At 34.2% G+C, this 20,073-nt stretch carries 15 protein-coding genes and 1 rRNA gene (1 of these 16 running past the window's edge); all 16 read right to left on the reverse strand.

The window, feature by feature from the left end; translation table 11 throughout:
- Window positions 1-1,145, reverse strand: a 16S ribosomal RNA gene (locus ACU4C5_RS03280) (it extends 375 nt beyond the left edge of the window).
- A gap of 666 nt (window positions 1,146-1,811) precedes the next feature.
- Window positions 1,812-3,095 (reverse strand): argininosuccinate lyase, encoded by a 1,284-nt coding sequence (gene argH, locus ACU4C5_RS03285; RefSeq protein ID WP_446845622.1) that lies wholly within the window; start codon window positions 3,093-3,095, stop codon window positions 1,812-1,814.
- A gap of 83 nt (window positions 3,096-3,178) precedes the next feature.
- Window positions 3,179-4,240: a M20 family metallo-hydrolase gene (locus ACU4C5_RS03290; protein ID WP_446845623.1), complete on the reverse strand. Its 1,062-nt coding sequence runs from the start codon at window positions 4,238-4,240 to the stop codon at window positions 3,179-3,181.
- Entirely contained in the window at window positions 4,237-5,013 is a 777-nt protein-coding gene (gene argB, locus ACU4C5_RS03295) for an acetylglutamate kinase (protein ID WP_446845624.1), read from the reverse strand. The genes ACU4C5_RS03290 and argB overlap by 4 nt, the downstream gene beginning before the upstream one ends.
- A gap of 30 nt (window positions 5,014-5,043) precedes the next feature.
- Window positions 5,044-5,985: a Rossmann-fold NAD(P)-binding domain-containing protein gene (locus ACU4C5_RS03300; protein WP_446845625.1), complete on the reverse strand. Its 942-nt coding sequence runs from the start codon at window positions 5,983-5,985 to the stop codon at window positions 5,044-5,046.
- Between the two features lies 1 nt (window position 5,986).
- Window positions 5,987-7,114 (reverse strand): aspartate aminotransferase family protein, encoded by a 1,128-nt coding sequence (locus ACU4C5_RS03305; RefSeq protein ID WP_446845626.1) that lies wholly within the window; start codon window positions 7,112-7,114, stop codon window positions 5,987-5,989.
- Entirely contained in the window at window positions 7,111-7,911 is an 801-nt protein-coding gene (gene proC / locus ACU4C5_RS03310; protein ID WP_446845627.1) for a pyrroline-5-carboxylate reductase, read from the reverse strand. Before proC ends, ACU4C5_RS03305 begins: the two co-directional genes overlap by 4 nt.
- Before the next feature lie 154 nt (window positions 7,912-8,065).
- Window positions 8,066-9,043 (reverse strand): N-acetyl-gamma-glutamyl-phosphate reductase, encoded by a 978-nt coding sequence (gene argC / locus ACU4C5_RS03315; RefSeq protein WP_446845628.1) that lies wholly within the window; start codon window positions 9,041-9,043, stop codon window positions 8,066-8,068.
- 2 nt (window positions 9,044-9,045) lie between these two features.
- Window positions 9,046-10,227, reverse strand: coding sequence for an argininosuccinate synthase (locus tag ACU4C5_RS03320; RefSeq protein ID WP_446845629.1), 1,182 nt, complete (start codon window positions 10,225-10,227; stop codon window positions 9,046-9,048).
- Window positions 10,220-10,846, reverse strand: a complete 627-nt coding sequence (locus ACU4C5_RS03325) for a GNAT family N-acetyltransferase (RefSeq protein ID WP_446845630.1) — start codon at window positions 10,844-10,846, stop codon at window positions 10,220-10,222. The genes ACU4C5_RS03320 and ACU4C5_RS03325 overlap by 8 nt, the downstream gene beginning before the upstream one ends.
- A gap of 598 nt (window positions 10,847-11,444) precedes the next feature.
- Window positions 11,445-12,713, reverse strand: coding sequence for a threonine ammonia-lyase IlvA (ilvA, locus tag ACU4C5_RS03330; RefSeq protein WP_446845631.1), 1,269 nt, complete (start codon window positions 12,711-12,713; stop codon window positions 11,445-11,447).
- A gap of 48 nt (window positions 12,714-12,761) precedes the next feature.
- The gene (ilvC, locus tag ACU4C5_RS03335; protein WP_446845632.1) at window positions 12,762-14,240 is read right to left on the reverse strand and encodes a ketol-acid reductoisomerase; all 1,479 of its coding nucleotides are present in this window, start codon (window positions 14,238-14,240) and stop codon (window positions 12,762-12,764) included.
- Between the two features lie 11 nt (window positions 14,241-14,251).
- Window positions 14,252-14,782: an acetolactate synthase small subunit gene (gene ilvN, locus ACU4C5_RS03340; protein ID WP_446845633.1), complete on the reverse strand. Its 531-nt coding sequence runs from the start codon at window positions 14,780-14,782 to the stop codon at window positions 14,252-14,254.
- 1 nt (window position 14,783) lies between these two features.
- Window positions 14,784-16,517 (reverse strand): biosynthetic-type acetolactate synthase large subunit, encoded by a 1,734-nt coding sequence (gene ilvB / locus ACU4C5_RS03345; RefSeq protein WP_446845634.1) that lies wholly within the window; start codon window positions 16,515-16,517, stop codon window positions 14,784-14,786.
- 42 nt (window positions 16,518-16,559) lie between these two features.
- Window positions 16,560-18,239: a dihydroxy-acid dehydratase gene (gene ilvD, locus ACU4C5_RS03350; protein WP_446845635.1), complete on the reverse strand. Its 1,680-nt coding sequence runs from the start codon at window positions 18,237-18,239 to the stop codon at window positions 16,560-16,562.
- A gap of 366 nt (window positions 18,240-18,605) precedes the next feature.
- Window positions 18,606-20,072, reverse strand: a complete 1,467-nt coding sequence (locus tag ACU4C5_RS03355) for a glutamate synthase subunit beta (RefSeq protein WP_446845636.1) — start codon at window positions 20,070-20,072, stop codon at window positions 18,606-18,608.
- Window position 20,073: the final 1 nt, after the last annotated feature.

Consider the following 20,073-nt stretch of genomic DNA (forward strand, 5'->3'; position numbering starts at 1 on the left):
GTCTTGTTAGAGTTCCCGACATGACTCGCTGGCAACTAACAACAGGGGTTGCGCTCGTTATAGGACTTAACCTGACACCTCACGGCACGAGCTGACGACAACCATGCAGCACCTTGTAAATTGTCCGAAGAAAAGTCTATCTCTAAACCTGTCAATCTACATTTAAGCCCTGGTAAGGTTCCTCGCGTATCATCGAATTAAACCACATGCTCCACCGCTTGTGCGGGCCCCCGTCAATTCCTTTGAGTTTCATTCTTGCGAACGTACTCCCCAGGTGGGTTACTTATCACTTTCGCTTAGCCACTCAGTCCGAAAACCGAACAGCTAGTAACCATCGTTTACGGCGTGGACTACCAGGGTATCTAATCCTGTTCGCTCCCCACGCTTTCGTCCATCAGTGTCAATACATTATTAGTAATCTGCCTTCGCAATTGGTATTCTATGTAATATCTATGCATTTCACCGCTACACTACATATTCTAACTACTTCATAATGATTCAAGATAACCAGTTTCAAAGGCAATTCTACAGTTGAGCTGCAGGATTTCACCTCTGACTTAATTATCCACCTACGGACCCTTTAAACCCAATGATTCCGGATAACGCTTGGATCCTCCGTATTACCGCGGCTGCTGGCACGGAGTTAGCCGATCCTTATTCTTACAGTACCGTCAAGCTCCCTCACGAGGGAGTGTTTCTTCCTGTATAAAAGCAGTTTACAACCCATAGGGCAGTCATCCTGCACGCGGCATGGCTGGATCAGAGTTGCCTCCATTGTCCAATATTCCTCACTGCTGCCTCCCGTAGGAGTCTGGTCCGTGTCTCAGTACCAGTGTGGGGGATCCCCCTCTCAGGGCCCCTATCTATCGTAGCCATGGGGTGCCGTTACCACTCCATCTAGCTAATAGAACGCATAGCCATCTTTTACCGATAAATCTTTAATTCTAAATTAATGCTAATCTAAAATACTATAAGGTATTAATCTTCATTTCTAAAGGCTATCCCTCTGTAAAAGGTAGGTTCTATACGCGTTACGCACCCGTGCGCCGGTCGTCATCTGTGCAAGCACAATGTTACCCCTCGACTTGCATGTGTTAAGCCTGCCGCTAGCGTTCATCCTGAGCCAGGATCAAACTCTTCATCGTTAAATTTTTAAGTGTTTCCACTATTGTCTTAACAATTAATAGGAATTAATGTGTACTCAAAATTTTTATTCTCTTTTTGTAATTAACCGTTTCCAGTTAATCACTTACGCTGTCAATTCAATATGTTAATGAACTTTTTATCTTATCTTTTCTTAAAACGTTGCCGTTTTAAGCGGCTGCAAACATACAACCCTTTTTTAACTTCCACAATGTTTTTTATTAGTTTTTTAATAAAGTTTTTAAAACCTTATCTTAACATTTAATAAACATCTTCCTGAAAGAATTTTCCCTTAAAACGTTGCCGTTCTAAGCGGCTGCAAATATACACCTATTTTAATCCCTAATCCTAACCTTTTTTAACTTTATTTCTATTTATTTACTTAATGGCTACGGGTGAGTACTTTATAAATATACGACGGTTTTGTTTTGTTTGAAATCTATCTGTTAGCGTTAATTTCGACATTAAAAATAGATATGATATAGTGAGTGATTCTTTGAAATGACTTTATACATTATATATATGTTACCCGAGTGAATTTGATTTTCTTCTAGCAATAGAGTGCGTGTCTTTATAATTTCAACAGAAAAATGAAATGACTACTATATATAGTGTGCTGAATATTTAGTGAGTGAATTGCTTCTGTAGCTTTTTGATGTGAAAAAATCTTACTTTATAATAGACGGATATTTTTCTTTAATCTTATCTAAACATAAATTCCCTATACTTCCTTCGTGCGTATGTTTTTTAGAAATATCTGGTTTATAAGTTCCGTTTTCAACCTCACCTCCTATTTTTTGATATGCTTCTCTAAATGGCATACCGTTTACAACCAAAGTATTAATATTATCAACCGTAAATAAATACTGATATTTAGCATCGGTTAAGTCTATTTCTTTAACTTGAACTTGCTGAATTGCATAATTAAAGATATCTAGTAAATCTTTTACATCCTCAATAGCAGCAATCATATTTTCTTTTAATAACTGATAATCTCTATGATATCCGCTTGGTAAATTATTAGTAATTAAAACCATTTCGGTATGTAGAGCTTGAATTTTATTAGCCTTTCCTCTAATTAACTCAAAAACATCTGGATTTTTTTTATGCGGCATAATACTACTTCCTGTCGTTAACTCGTCTGGGAATGCAATAAAACCAAAGTTTTGACTATTATACAGGCAAATATCCATAGCAAAACGCGCCAAAGTATTACATAAACTTCCTAGAGCAAGTGCAATTGTACGTTCGCTTTTTCCACGACTCATTTGTGCAGCAACCACATTATATTTTAAGGTTGAAAACCCTAATTTTTCTGTTGTAAATGTTCTATCAATAGGAAATGAACTTCCATATCCCGCTGCTGAACCTAACGGATTTTGATCTACCGTTTTTAATGCAGCTTCTAACAAATACACATCGTCAATTAAAACTTCGGCGTATGCTGAAAACCAAACTCCAAATGAAGAAGGCATCGCGACTTGTAAATGTGTATATCCTGGTAGTAAAGTATCTTTATGAGTTTCGGCAAGTTGTAATAAGTTATCAAAAAACGTTTCAGTTTTACTATTAATTACACTTAAATTCTCTTTATAAAACAACTGTAATGCCACTAAAACTTGATCATTACGAGAACGAGCCGTATGAATTTTTTTTCCTACTTCTCCTAAGGTTTTAGTAAGCTCGAATTCTATTTTTGAATGTACATCTTCAAATTGCGCATCAATAACAAAAGTACCATCTTCAATTTGCTTTGATAAAATAGCTAATCCGCTTTCTAACTGTTGTAATTCTTCTGCAGTAATGATATCTATTTTAGCTAACATTTGTGCATGTGCCAAGGAAGCTTCTACATCATATTCTGCAATATGCATGTCAATTTCTCTGTCGTTTCCAACGGTGAATTGTTCTATCTTTTTATCTATACTAATGCCTTTGTCCCAGAGTTTCATAATGTGTGTCTTTTAATTTTTTGTTTGCTTTGTCACTTTGAGAAATTCTATTTTTAGCAGAAACATTCTAAGTAGCAAAAAGTTTACAATACTTTTTCTAATAATTTGATATAAATCTTAATACCTTCTTCAATTTCATTAACGTAAATAAATTCGTCTGCCGAATGTGAACGTGTGCTATCGCCAGGTCCTAATTTTAAAGACGGACAAGATAACACCGCTTGATCTGATAATGTTGGCGAACCATAAGTTGTACGTCCAATTTCTAATCCCGCAACAACCAACGGATGATGAACAGGAATTGACGATGAGTTTAATTTTACACCTCGTGGAATAATACTATCGCAAGGTGATTCTGCCTGAAGAATATCTACTATTTCTTGGTTTGAATATTTATCATTTACACGAACATCAACGACCAGTTTCACTTCAGAAGAAACAGCATTGTGTTGCTTTCCTGCACTAATTTGAGTCACGGTCATTTTTACATCACCTAAAGCTTCAGAAGTTTTCTTAAAATTGTAATCTTTAAACCATTGTAATACCGAAATACTATTGTAAATCGCATTATTCTCGTTTGGATGTGCTGCATGACTTGGCGTTCCTTTTATTTCGGCATCAAAGACAACTAACCCTTTTTCGGCCACAGCCAAATTCATTAACGTAGGCTCTCCAACAATGGCAACATCTACTTTTGGAATTATAGACAACATACTATTTAAACCATTATCACCACTGCTTTCTTCTTCTGCAGAAGCGACAATAACTAAATTAAATTTTAAGTTTTCTTGAGCATAAAAATGAGTAAACGTCGCTAATAACGACACCAAACATCCACCTGCATCATTACTCCCTAAACCGTATAACTTTCCGTCCTCAACAATAGCCTTAAACGGATCTTTTGTGTAACCATTATTAGGTTTTACGGTATCGTGATGCGAGTTTAGCAATAAGGTTGGTTTGCTGTCATCAAAATATTTATTGGTTGCCCAAATATTATTTACGGTACGTTTATACGGTATATTTTCATTTACAAACCATTGTTCTATATGTGCTGCCGTTTCATTTTCTTCGGAAGAAAAAGATGGCGTTTCTATCAACTGTTTTAATAAACTGATAGCGCTTATTGTTAATTTTTCTATCATTCTTTTATAGTTGTATAACTACTATTTTCATTAAAAATCATCGTTACATCACCTATACAAACTTTTTGTACTTGATGATGAATTGCATGAAAACAGTTATTTAATTTAGGCAACATGCCTTCATAAATAATTCCGTTTTCAATTAACGAATCGTAATTATTAGTATCAATTGTTTTAATCACAGAGTTTTCATCATTTACATTAATGAGTACTCCTTTTTTCTCAAAACAGTAATACAATTCGGTATTATATATTGGCGCAAAAGCAATTGCTAATTCCGAAGCAATTGTATCGGCATTTGTATTTAATAATTGTCCGTTTTCATCGTGCGTAATTGCACAAAATACAGGCGTAACATTATTAGCTAATAACAAGTTTGCTGTTTGTGTATTTACCTGTTTTACATCACCTGCAAAACCATAATCAATAGGTCTTGTTGGTCTTAAATTAGACACAATAGTATTTCCATCAGCTCCAGAAAAACCAATAGCATTACAAGAATTAGCCTGTAATTGTGCCACAATAGTTTTATTAATTTTACCGGCATAAACCATGGTAATTACATCTAATGTATCTTGATCTGTAACACGACGACCTTCAATCATATTCACCGGAATTTGCATTTTATCGGCTAATTTAGTTGCCAATTTCCCGCCACCATGTACTAAGATTTTCGGACTATCAATAGTTGCAAAATCTTTTAAAAATTGCTTTAAAGCAACATCATCATCAATGATATTACCACCTATTTTTATAATTTTTAATGTTTTCATTTTTATGCTAACCTTCAACATAGAAGGTGTTTATTTTTTTAAATCTTCCAAAATTTGTTTCAATACAATTTGCGCAGCATAAGTTCTATTATTAGCTTGCTTCATTACTACTGACTTTTCGCCATCTAAAACAGCATCTTCAACCACAACATTTCGTCTTACTGGCAAACAGTGCATAAATTTAGCTGTATCCAATTTTTCTTGAGTCATCATCCAATTTTTATCCTCACTAAGTATTTTTCCGTAGTTATTATAACTACTCCAGTTTTTCACGTAAACAAAATCGGCATTTTTTAAAGCCTCTTCTTGATTGTAATTAATTGGCGTATTCTTAGTAATTTCTTCACTTAACTCATAACCTTCTGGATGCGTAATTGAAAAATCTACCTCTAAATTCTGCATCATTTCCACAAACGAATTTGCCACCGCTTGCGGTAACGCTTTAGGATGTGGCGCCCAAGACAACACTACTTTTGGTTTTGCTTTTTCGGTTAATTCTGCAATAGTAATCGCATCTGCCAAAGCTTGTAACGGATGCGCAGTCGCACTTTCCATATTTACAATTGGCACAGTTGCGTATTTTACAAAACTATTAAGCACAAATTCTGAAGCGTCTTTAGCTTTATCCGCTAAACTCGGAAATGCTCTAACCGCAATAATATCGGCATATTGAGAAATCACTTCGGCAGCTTCTTTTACATGTTCAGAAGTTGCAGCATTCATAACCGTTCCGTCTTCAAACTCTAATTGCCAAGCGTCGTTTACATTTAAAACAGTAACCGACATTCCTAAATTTTTAGCCGCCTTTTCGGTACTTAATCTTGTACGTAAACTCGCGTTAAAAAATAACATGACTAATGTTTTATTTTTTCCTAAATCCTGAAATTCAAAAGGGTCCATTTTTAATAAAATAGCTTCTTTTACAATATCCTGAATATTAGATATATCTTTTATTTGGGTATATTTTTTCATATTATTTTAAGGCATTCATTAAAGCTTCAAAAAAGATATCTATATGTTTTTTCTGAACCGTTAACGGCGGAAGAATTCTAATTAAATTAGGGTTTTTAGCACTTCCTGTGAATATGTGATGTTTATGAATTAATTGTTTTCTTAATTCTGCAATTGGAAAATCAAATTCTAATCCAAGCATTAATCCGCGTCCTTTTACAGCTTTCAATCCCGGAACTGCTTTTGATTTTTCAATAAAATAGTCTGAAACCATTTTTACATTCGCCATTAATTTTTGGTCTTCAATCACATTTAAAACTGCTAAAGATGCTGCACATGCTAAATGATTTCCGCCAAAAGTGGTTCCTAACAAACCAAAAGACGCTTTAATTGAAGGATGAATTAACACACCACCAATTGGAAATCCATTTCCCATACCTTTTGCAATAGAGATAATATCTGGAGTAATACCATGTTTTTGAAAAGCGAAAAAATCGCCTGTTCTTCCAAATCCAGATTGCACCTCATCAGCAATTAAAATAGTATTACACGTTTTACACAAGGTTTCAAGTCCTTTATAAAACGCCGTTGTACTTTCGTTCAAACCACCAATACCTTGAATACACTCAACAATCACTGCGCAAGTTTCGTTTTCTTTTAAAATATTTTCAACAGTTGCCAAATCGCCTAACTCAACAAAATCAACCGCTTGTTGTGCGTTAATTGGTGCTACAATTTTAGGATTATCTGTTGCCGCTACTGCAGCCGAAGTACGTCCGTGAAATCCGTTATTAAATGCTAAAACTTTATGTTTTCCGTTATGGAAAGATGCTAATTTTAATGCATTTTCATTTGCCTCAGCTCCAGAATTACATAAAAACAACTGGTAATCCTTACATCCAGATAAAACTTCTAATTTTTCTGCCAATTCCACCTGTAAAGGATTTTGAATTGCATTACTATAAAATCCTAATTTTTCAACCTGATTAGAAATAGCAGACACATATTTTGGGTGTGAATGCCCAATAGAAATTACAGCATGACCGCCATATAAATCTAAATATTCCACATTATTATCATCATACACATAAACGTCTTTTGCGCTTACGGGAGTGATATTAAACAATGGATAAACGTTAAACAAACTCATATTTGTTCTTTTTTAATGTTGTTAATTTTATTAAATGATGCGAGCATACCTTGAATTAATGACGAACTCAATCCCTTGTGTTCCATTTCATTTAAACCTTCAATTGTACAACCTTTTGGTGTAGTTACACGATCAATTTCTTCTTCTGGGTGTGCGCCATTTTCAATCAATAAACTCGCCGCACCTTCACTAGTATACATTGCTAATTCTTGTGCTTCTTTTGCATCAAAACCTAACTGAATAGCTGCTTGAGTTGTCGCTCTAATTAATCGCATCCAAAACGCAACACCACTAGCACAAACCACTGTTGCCGCCTGCATTTGTGACTCAGGAATTATTAATGAATGTCCTAATCTATTAAAAATAGCTTCGGCAATTTTAATACGTTTTTCACCTTGTAAATTACTACACAAACAAGTCATAGATTTACCAACCGCAATCGCCGTATTTGGCATAGCGCGAATAATATTTTGTTGCACACCAACTACAGCTTCAATTTTAGGAATTGTAAAACCTGTAATTGTTGAAATCAACACATGTTTCTCGGTTAAAAATGGTTTTACCTCATTTAAAATCGACTCAAAATGTGCGGGTTGCACCGCAAAAATTAAAATATCAGATTGTTGTACAGCTTCGGTATTATCTGTGGTCAATTTTACATTTTTATACCCTTCAAACTCTGCAATACCTTCTAAATTTCTTTTCGTTAAAAATAAAGTTGTAATCGCATTATTGGTAATCAATCCTTTTGCAATAGACTGCCCCAAATTACCTGTACCAATGATTGCTATTTTCATAATTATATATATTATGGCGTTACCCAAGGGTCGCGCTTTCCGTTATATCTTTTTGTTTTTGTTCTCGATACTAATTTGTTCATACTTCACAAATTCACTCGAACTGACACCAAAAAGGATGTCACTACAATCGCTAACGCAACTTATTTAATATTTAAAAGTAATTTGCTTTTAATTGTAAACCTTCAGTTTCTTCAAAGCCAAACATTAAATTCATATTCTGAACCGCTTGTCCTGAAGCGCCTTTTAAAAGGTTATCAATTACGCTTGTAATTACTAATTTATTTTTATGTTTTTGTAAATGCACCAGACATTTATTAGTATTAACTACTTGTTTTAAATGTACATCTTCATCAGAGACAAAAGTAAAAGCAGCAGCTTTATAAAAATCTTTATATAACTGTTTTGCGTCTTCTAAAGTGCCTTCAAACTTAGTATAAAGGGTTGCGAATATGCCTCTAGAAAAATCACCCCGATTAGGGACAAAATTAATATCGAAATCAAAGTCATTCTGTAAACCTTGTACCGATTGTTGAATTTCATCTAAATGTTGATGATTAAACACTTTATATGACGAAAAATTATTATCTCGCCACGTAAAATGTGTAGTTTCAGATAATGATGTTCCTGCACCAGTAGCTCCTGTTACTGCATTTACATGAACCTCATCGGTTAATAACTTTGCATTTGCTAATGGTAATAACGCCGTTTGAATTGCCGTAGCAAAACAACCAGGATTCGCAATATAATTAGCTTCACAAATGCTTTTTTTGTTTAATTCGGGTAAACCGTAAACAAATGCTTTATTATCAAAAACGGCATCGTTTGTGAGTCTGAAATCATTACTTAAATCTATAATTTTTGTTTGTGCTGAAAATTGATGCTTTTCTAAAAATGCTTTCGAGTTTCCGTGTCCTAAACACAAAAACAACACCTCAACACCTGGATTTATAGCACTAGAAAATTCTAAATCTGTTGTTCCAAATAAATCCTGATGCACTTTACTAATTTTGTTTCCTGCATTTGATGTACTGAACACAAAATTAATAGCCACTTTTGGGTGGTTTAGTAAGATTCTTAATAACTCACCTGCCGTATATCCTGCGCCTCCTATAATTCCTACATTAATCATATTTATGAATTTACTTGGTGATAAATCTTGTTTTGGTTTCCTATAATTTTAATAAATCCTTTAGCTTCATCTGCTGTCCAGCCTTTATTCATTTCACCATAACTTCCAAATTTTGCATTCATTAAATCATGATCAGAAATAATTCCGTCTAAATTAAAATGATAAGGTTTTAAAGTCACCGTAACATGTCCTGAAACTTGCTCTTGGCTACTTTGTAAAAAAGCTTCAATATTTCGCATGGCAGGATCTAAATATTGACCTTCATGTAAATGCATGCCATAAAAACTAGACAAATATTCTTTGTGTTGTAATTGCCATTTAGTCAGTGTATGTTTTTCTAATAAATGATGTGCTTTTATAGTTACTAAAGCTGCTGCGGCTTCAAAACCTACACGCCCTTTAATACCAACAATAGTATCACCTACGTGAATATCTCTACCTATTGCATACCCTGAAGCGATATCATTTAATGCTTCTATATTTTTTTCTGGAGTGGATTTTACGCCATTAAAAGCTACAAATTCTCCTTTTTCAAAAGTTAAAACCACTTTTGTTTCACCTTCATTTTTTAATTGTGATGGGTAAGCAGATTCAGGTAATGGTTTTTCTGAAGTTAATGTTTCTTCTCCTCCAACACTAGTTCCCCAAAGTCCTTTATTAACAGAGTATTTTGCTTTATCCCAAGACATATCAATGTTATTAGCTTTTAAATAATCAATTTCTTCTTGTCTTGATAATTTTTGATCTCTAATAGGTGTAATAACCTCTATTTCTGGAGCTAAAGTTTGAAAAATCATATCAAAACGCACTTGATCATTTCCTGCTCCTGTACTTCCGTGAGCAATATATTGTGCATCTATACTTTTTGCATATTCAATAATTTCGATTGCTTGAATAATACGTTCTGCACTTACTGATAATGGATAGCTGTTATTTTTTAACACATTTCCGAAGATTAAATATTTAATCACTTTATCGTAATATGTGGCAACGGCATCAATATTTTTATATGTTGATACGCCCATTTTGTAGGCGTTACTTTCAATTGAAATAATTTCTTCAGCAGAAAATCCGCCTGTATTTACACTAACGGCGTGTACATCATAACCCGCTTTGCTTAAACTTACTGCGCAATATGACGTATCTAACCCACCACTATATGCTATGACTAACTTTTTACTCATCTTTTTTTTCTTTTTTAAGGAATCTTGTTTGTTTAATATTTTTTAATCTCGTCCAAATCTTTTTGTCGTATTTGTGCGCTTCTGTTTTCACTATTTCTTTTGACGGATCATAAAGCATACCTGTGCATAAACACATTACTTGTTCGGTACGCTGTAATACGTCGTAGTTTTTACAGGTTTGACACCCGTTCCAAAAAGTTTGATCGTCAGTTAATTCTGAAAACGTAACAGGTTGATAACCTAATTCGCTATTCATTTTCATAACTGCTAAACCTGTGGTAATACTAAACACTTTTGCATTTGGAAACTTGGTTCTTGAATGCTCAAAAACTCGTTTTTTAATTTGTTTCGCCAAACCAAGATTTCTAAAATCCGGATGCACAATCAAACCTGAGTTGGCAACAAATTTACCATGACTCCATTGTTCGATATAACAGAAACCGGCAAACTTATCGCCCTCAAGAGCAATAACGGCATTACCATTTTCCATTTTGGTAATAACATATTCTGGTTTCCGTTTTGCGATACCAGTACCTCTAACCTTAGCAGCATCTGCAATAGTATCGCAAATAGTTTCTGCGTATATACTATGAGATTTATTAGCAATAACAATTTCCATTGTAATTGGTTTTAATTAAAAAATATAATGATTTTGTTTTTCTGAAAGCAGAACTGGACTCACCTAAGTTCTATAATATAGTACACCCCTTAAGGGCGTCGAATGAAATTACGGCGCAAAAAATTCCTATTATTGATTTCAATAATTGAATTTAATAAAGCATGTATTTGTGATGTAAGTTTCAATGTAATAAAAAATAAAAATGACGCGTTAACTAATTAGCCTAAAGAATGAGCATTAGCGGCGTCGTCTGCTGGTTAGCAAACTTATTGGTCTTGCGACTCTATTTTTATTTTGTAAATATAACATGGATGTAAAACTATAGTATAATTTTATACTAACAACACTTTTTACCAGCTTTTTAACAAAAACTATTAAATTCTCATTTTAAGCTTTTTTAATTATTAAAAACTCAACTATTGATTGAAAAATAATTCACAGCACATAATCTGATTTGCTTCTCTCTAATAGCTGTATTCATTTTACACCATTCCTTAAATGGTTTATACATTTCAAAAAAACTCTCTCTTTCACAAATTAATACGACTCAATAAATATAATATTATTCAAAACAACACTGATTAACAAACAGTTAACATCACACTAAAAACTGAAATAAATCGGGCTTATTATTTAGATAATCTCCATAGAAATTATGTGTTTTCATCTTAGAAATTAACGGCTGCAAATCGTCTTGAGACTTTAATTCAATCCCAACAACTGCTGAACCTGTATCTCGGTTAGATTTCTTGGTATATTCAAAATGTGCGATATCATCATTAGGCCCTAAAATATCAACTACAAATTCTTTTAAAGCTCCTGCTCGTTGCGGAAATTTTATAATAAAATAATGCTTTAAGTTAGCATATAAAAGTGCTCGCTCTTTAATCTCGGCAGTACGTGTAATATCATTATTACTACCGCTTACTACACACACTACATTTTTTCCTTTTATATCATTTGCATAAATATCTAAAGCAGCAATACTTAAAGCTCCAGCAGGTTCAACTACAATAGCTTCTTTATTATACAACTCCAAAATGGTCTGACACACTTTACCTTCATCAACAGTAATCACATCAAACAAATTCTCTCTACAGATTTCAAAGTTTAAATCGCCAACACGTTTTACTGCTGCGCCATCTACAAAATTTTCAATCTCATTTAAGGTTGTATTTTTATTATTATGAATAGAAGTTTTCATTGATGGTGCGCCTTTTGGCTCCACACCAATAATTTTTGTTTGCGGAGACAACTCTTTAAAGACTGATGATAATCCTGCCGATAATCCGCCGCCGCCTATTGGCACAAACACATAATGAATAGGATGCACTTGCGTTTGATCTATAATTTCCAAGCCAACTGTAGCTTGCCCTTCAATAACTTTTTCGTCATTAAAAGGGTGAATAAACGTTTTATTCAACGTTTTACACTGCGCTATTGCCGCATGGTAAGCATCATCAAAACTATCACCTACTAACACCACATCAATATAATCTTCACCAAACATTTTAACCTGTTCAATCTTTTGATTTGGTGTTGGAGAAGGCATAAAAATAGTCCCTCTAATTTTTAATAATTTACATGAAAGCGCAACACCTTGTGCATGATTCCCGGCACTTGCACAAACAATTCCGTTTTCAATTTCAGAAGCCGTAAGCGATGACATTTTATTGTATGCACCGCGTATTTTATAAGAACGTACTTGTTGTAAATCTTCTCTTTTAAACATTACATTACACTCAAACTGCTTAGAGTATTGCATGTTTTTAATCAAGGGGGTTACAGCTGCAATACCTTCAAGTTTTCTGGCTGCAGCCTCAACAGCCACTAATGTTGGTTTATATATTATTGTTGTGTCTCCCATATTTGATTCCTACGAAAGTGGAATATTTAATACTATTTATATTGAAATTTAATCTTCTGTCTTTATAATTTTCATTGCGGTCATTGCTGCTCTTAAACGTTTTCCAACAGTTTCGATGGGATGATTTCTAATCGCATCATTTACTGAAATTAACTCAATATTATCAACGCCATTTTCCGAAGAAAAAGATTTACCAATAATATCTGTATCTACTGTTTTCATAAAATCTGTTAATAATGGTTTACAGGCGTGATCAAATAAATAACAACCATATTCTGCAGTATCAGAAATCACTCTATTCATCTCAAACAGTTTCTTTCTAGCAATAGTATTTGCAATTAATGGTAATTCATGAAGCGATTCATAATAAGCAGAATCTTCAATAATACCTCCACTAACCATAGTTTCAAAAGCTAATTCTACTCCAGATTTCACAAAAGCAACCAATAAAACACCATGATCAAAATAGTCTTGTTCCGAAATAACTTCCGAAGTTAATTCCGTTTTCTCAAAAGCTGTATGTCCTGTTTCTGCTCTCCATTTTAAAAGATTAACATCATCATTTGCCCAATCTTCCATCATGGTTTGTGAGAAATGACCAGAAATAATATCATCCATATGCTTCTCAAATAAAGGACGCATAATCGTTTTTAATTCTTCAGATAACTGGTATGCTTTAATTTTTGCAGGATTAGATAAGCGATCCATCATATTGGTAATTCCACCATGTTTTAAAGCTTCGGTAATTGTTTCCCAACCATACTGAATTAATTTCCCTGCATAACCTGGATCAATCCCTTTTTCAACCATTTTATCAAAAGACAAAATTGCTCCCGTTTGTAACAATCCACATAAAATGGTTTGTTCTCCCATTAAATCACTTTTCACCTCAGCGACAAAAGACGATTGTAAAACTCCCGCTTTATCTCCTCCAGTAGCCACAGCATAAGCTTTAGCTTGCGCCCAACCTTTATTTTCTGGATCATTTTCTGGATGTACAGCAATTAATGTTGGCACACCAAAACCTCGTTTATATTCTTCTCTAACCTCTGTTCCAGGGCATTTAGGCGCTACCATAATAACTGTAATATCTTCACGAACCTGAGTACCTTCTTCTACAATATTAAAACCATGCGAATAACTTAATGTTGCACCCTTTTTCATTAAAGGCATCACCGCTTTTACAACATTAGTATGCTGTTTATCTGGCGTTAAGTTTAATACTAAATCTGCTGTAGGAATTAACTCATCATAAGTACCAACGGTAAACCCATTTGAAGTGGCATTTTTGTAAGATTCGCGTTTCTCATCAATCGCAACCTGACGTAGTGTATAAGAAATATCCAAACCAGAATCTCTCATATTTAATCCTTGGTTTAAACCTTGCGCACCACAACCAACAATTACAATTTTCTTTCCTTTTAATGCATTTACACCATCTTCAAATTCTGAAGCATCCATGAATCTACATTTTCCTAACTGTTCTAACTGACTTCTTAATGATAATGTGTTAAAGTAATTTGACATTGTCTTATTTTTTAATTGTTGAATGCGTTAAGCATTTTTGATATTTCCATTGGCTCTTTGGTAACTGCAATTCTTCCTGATCGGGTGAATTGTAAAATCCCAAAAGCACTTAATTCTTTATGTAATGTTTCTATTTCTTCTTTGCGACCCGATTTTTCAATCACAAAAAATGTTCTATTTACTGTTACAATTCTCGCGTTACTTTCTTTTATTATATTCTGAATTTGGCGCTCTTCGAACAATAAATCTGAGGTCATTTTAAAAATGCAAGATTCTTGATAAATAGTTTCTTCATCTGTATGAAAAAACGCTTTTATAACTTCGACTTGTTTTTCAATCTGACCGATAATTTTTTTCATATTTTCTTCGGAAAGTCGGACCACAATAATCCATTTAGAAACGCCATCTATTTCTGAAACAGAAGAGTTAATACTTTCGATATTTATATGTCTACGTTGAAAAATTGCCGAAATACGGTTCAATAATCCAATATTATTTTCAGTATACACCGAAACTGTATATAGTTGTTTTTCTCCTTCCATATTATTCTAATCTTACGTCTGAAACTGATGCTCCTGTTTCTATCATTGGGAATACGTTCCCTTCTTTTTCAACACAAACTTCTAAAAAGTAAGGGCCGTCTGTAGCAACCATTTTAGCAACTGCAGCTTTTAAATCTTCGCGTTTAGTTACTTTTTCGGCTTCAATAAAATAGCCTTTTGCAATCGCTACAAAATCGGGGTTTGTCATTTCGGTTGAGGCATAACGTTTATCAAAAAACAGTTGTTGCCATTGGCGCACCATTCCTAAGAATTCATTATTTAAAACCACAATTTTAACAGGAACTTTCTGCTGAAAAATGGTTCCTAATTCCTGAATAGTCATTTGATAACCTCCATCTCCAGAAATTGAAATCACCTCTCTATCTGGAGCAGCCATTTTAGCACCAATTGCTGCTGGAAGCCCAAATCCCATAGTTCCTAATCCTCCTGAAGTAATATTGCTTCGTGTTTTATTGAAATTCGCATAACGACAAGCTATCATTTGATGCTGACCAACATCGGTCACAATTGCGGTATCTCCTTTAGTTTGGCTATTAATTTCGTTTAAAACTTCACCCATTGTTAAACCTTCTTTTGTAGGATGTAAATCGTTTTTTATTACTTTTTCATATTCAATAGCATACAAATCTTTGAATTTCTGATGCCATTCTAGATGTGTTTTTTCTTTTAAAAGCGGCAATAAAGTAGCTAAACTTTCTTTTGCATCTCCTAAAACAGCCACATCTGTTTTTACATTTTTATCTATTTCAGCAGGGTCAATTTCAAAATGGATCACTTTTGCTTGTTTTGCATAAGTTTGTAAATTTCCAGTTACACGATCATCAAATCGCATTCCGATAGCTATTAAAACATCACAATCGTTAGTTAATACATTTGGTGCATAATTACCATGCATTCCAACCATACCAATATTTAATGGGTGAGATGTTGGAATTGCTGAAACCCCTAAAATGGTCCAAGCCGAAGGAATTCCTGCTTTTTCAACTACCGCTTTAAATTCCGCTTCAGCGTTACTTAAAATAACACCTTGTCCCCAAACAATCATTGGTTTTTTAGCGGCATTAATCAATTTTGCTGCAGCTTCAACCGCTGTATGATCTAATTTTGGAATTGGGGTATAACTTCTAATGCCTTTACATTTTTCGTATTTAAAATCGAATTCCTCAAACTGTGCATCTTTTGTAATATCAATTAAAACAGGTCCTGGACGTCCGCTTCTAGCAATATAAAATGCTTTTGCTAAAACCTCTGGAATATCAGATGCTTTAGTAACTTGACAATTCCATTTGGTTACAGGTGTTGAAATACCTACAATATCTGTTTCCTGAAATGCATCACTTCCTAATAAATGTGATGAGACTTGACCAGTAATACACACCATTGGCGTACTATCTATTTGTGCATCGGCAATTCCGGTAACCAAATTGGTAGCACCGGGACCAGAAGTTGCAACTGCAACCCCTACTTTACCTGAAATACGCGCATAACCTTGAGCAGAATGAGTAGCTCCTTGCTCGTGGCGAGTTAACACGTGATGTATTTTATCTTGATACTTATATAACTCATCATAAAGTGGCATAATTGCACCTCCTGGATATCCGTAGATAAGATCTACACCTTCGGCTAACAAACATTTTATGATGGCTTCACTACCAGAAATACGCTCAGTAGTTTGGCTGTTTTCTACTTCTTTTTTTATTGTTTTTGTCCCCATATTAATCTTGTTAGGATCATACTATCTTTTAATATCAACTCCTTAAAACTCATCGGTCACACATCCTTTTGATGCAGATGATACCGTTTTAGCATATTTATATAAAACACCGCGTTTAAATTTTAATTCTGGTGCTTCCCATGTTTGTCTTCTTTTTTGCAATTCTTCTTCTGAAACTTCAAGAATAATTGAATTTGTTTCGGCATCAATAGTAATAATATCGCCATCTTTTACAAAAGCGATAGTTCCTCCATCTTGTGCTTCGGGTGTAATATGACCTACTACAAAACCGTGTGTTCCTCCTGAGAAACGACCATCGGTAATTAATGCCACATCTTTACCTAAACCTGCGCCCATAATTGCGGCAGTTGGCTTTAACATTTCTGGCATTCCGGGACCTCCTTTTGGACCTTCATAACGAATAACAACAACATCTCCTTTTTCTACTTTCCCATCTCTTATACCATCATTTGCTGCATATTCACCTTCAAATACTTTTGCTTTTCCAACAAAACTTAAACCTTCTTTTCCTGTAATTTTAGCTACACTTCCTTCGGTTGCTAAGTTTCCATATAGCATACGTAAATGCCCAGAAACTTTAATAGGTGCTTCTACAGGTTTTATAACATCTTGTCCTGCTTTTAAATCTGGAACGTCTAATAAATTTTCAGCAATAGTTTTTCCGGTAACGGTTAAACAGTCGCCATGAATTAATCCTTTTTTCAATAAGTATTTCATTACTGCAGGAATTCCTCCAACGGCGTGAACATCTTCCATTAAGTATTTTCCGCTAGGTTTTAAATCTGCTAAAAATGGTGTGGTATCGCTTATTTTTTGAAAATCTTTTAAAGTGAAATCAATATCTGCAGCTCTTGCAATCGCTAAAAAGTGAAGCACTGCATTTGTAGAACCTCCAAGAATAGTCACTAATCTTACAGCATTTTCTAATGATTTTCTTGTAATAATATCCGAAGGTTTAATGTCTTTCTCTAACAACACACGCATCGCTTCACCTGCTTTTACAGATTCTTCTTTTTTAGCATCACTTAATGCCGGGTTTGAAGAATTAAAAGGTAAGGTCATTCCTAAACCTTCAATTGCAGAAGCCATAGTATTTGCTGTATACATTCCTCCACAAGCTCCTGCTCCAGGACATGCTTTTTCTACAATATTTTGATATTCTGTTTCTTCCATGGTTCCGGCAACCTTACTTCCCCAAGCTTCAAAAGCAGAAACAACATCTAGTTTTTTTCCATTATAACACCCAGAATCAATAGTTCCACCATATACCAAAATACTAGGTCTATCTAATCTTATCATTGCCATTAATGCTCCAGGCATATTCTTATCGCAACCTACTACAGTAATTAAACCATCGTAACTCATAGCTTGCACCACAGTTTCCATAGAATCTGCAATAATATCTCGAGACGGTAATGAGTAACGCATTCCTGGAGTTCCCATAGAAATACCATCACTCACACCAATAGTATTAAAAATAAGACCTATAATATCTTCATTTTTAGTTCCTTTTTTAGTCAGTTTTGCTAAATCATTTAAATGCATATTACAAGGATTACCTTCGTAACCTGTACTTGCAATTCCAATAATTGGCTTAAAAAAATCTTCTTTTGTCAACCCAATCGCATGCAACATAGCTTGAGCAGCTGGTTGTGTTGGATCCTGAGTAACTGTTTTACTATATTTATTAAGTGTATTCATTCTATTTTAAAGACAAATTTTATTTGTAAATTCTAAATTAATTATTTGATTTCTACCTGTATATCAACTATTCAAAATTGAGCTAAACTCAACACTATAAAAACATAAACAAAACACTAACTATCAACTAATTAACACTAAAAAGTAATGATGTTCAAAATCTGATTTTTGATCAATAAAAAAGCCTTTCCAAAATAAAGAAAGGCTTTTAAAACATTTTATGTTTATTCAATACCAATCCGTCATCGCTGTGAAATAATCACAATGATAATAATAGAAATGATATTGATAATTTGTTTGCTCATAGTCTTGTGTTACCAAATATCAAAATTAAATACTTTAACATCAAATTAATTAGTGTAAAATTTAAACTCGCGGCAAATCATTATCATCTTTTAGTGGCAAGTTAGAAGTCCCCATTAAAAAAGTATCTACATGATATGCCGCTTGACGACCTTCGGAAATTGCCCACACAATTAAAGACTGACCGCGTCTTACATCTCCAGCCGCAAAAACCCCTGACACGTTGGTTTTATAATCTTGTACAGATGCTTTTACATTAGACCTAAAATCACTTTCTAATCCAAATTGTTCAGATAATGTTTTTTCAGGACCAGTAAAACCTAGTGCTAATAACACCAAATCACAATCCCATTCTTTTTCTGTATTTGGAAGTTCAATTAATTGAGGGCGTTCTCCAGTTTTAAAAACCCATTCTACCTCAACGGTTTTCAATCCTATAAGGTTCCCATTTTTATCACCCAAAAATTCTTTAGTTGAAATACTAAAAAAACGCTCAACACCTTCCTTGTGAGAACTTGTTGTTTTTAATTTCATCGGCCAATAAGGCCACGGCTGATTTACAGGTCTTCCTACTGAAGGTTTACTTAAAATCTCAAAATTAACAACCGATTTTACACCATGACGATTTGAGGTTCCAATACAATCCGATCCCGTATCCCCTCCTCCAATAACAATTACTTTTTTATTTTTGGCAGTTAATATCTCATCAAAGGTTTTTACACCATCTACATATTCGTTATTTCCTTTTAAGAAATCCATAGCTTGATGTACACCTTTTAAATGTGCTCCTTTTATAGGAATCTGACGTCTTTCTGTAGCACCATTGCATAATAAAACGGCATCAAAATTAGCTTTTAAAGTTTCAACACTTATATTTTTTCCAACATGCGCATTGGTTTGAAATATAATGCCTTCAGTTTCTAAAATCTCAACACGTCTGTCAATTATTGATTTTTCTAATTTAAAATCCGGAATTCCATAACGCAACAAACCGCCAACTTTAGCATCACGCTCAAAAACGATTACTAAATGTCCTGCTCTATTTAATTGTTGTGCTGCCGCTAAACCTGATGGTCCCGAACCTATAATCGCTACTTTTTTTCCGGTACGATTTTCTGGCATTTTAGCTTCAATCCATCCTTCCTCGAAAGCGGTTTCTACAATATTTTTTTCAATATTTTCAATGGTTACTGGATCTTCATTAATTCCTAACACACAAGCTTCTTCACATGGCGCAGGACACAAACGCCCCGTAAATTCAGGAAAATTATTGGTGGCATGCAAAATTCGTGCAGCCTCTTTCCATTTTCCTTTATATACATTATCGTTAAAATCTGGAATTAAATTCCCTAAAGGACATCCGCTGTGACAAAACGGAATACCACAATCCATACATCGCGCTCCTTGATCTTTTAACTTTGATTCCGTTAACGGAACCGTAAATTCTTTATAATCTTTTAATCTGGTTTCTACTGGTTGATAGGTTTCAATAACTCTCTCAAACTCCATAAATCCTGTGATCTTTCCCATA

The organism is Lacinutrix undariae (assembly GCF_052934785.1).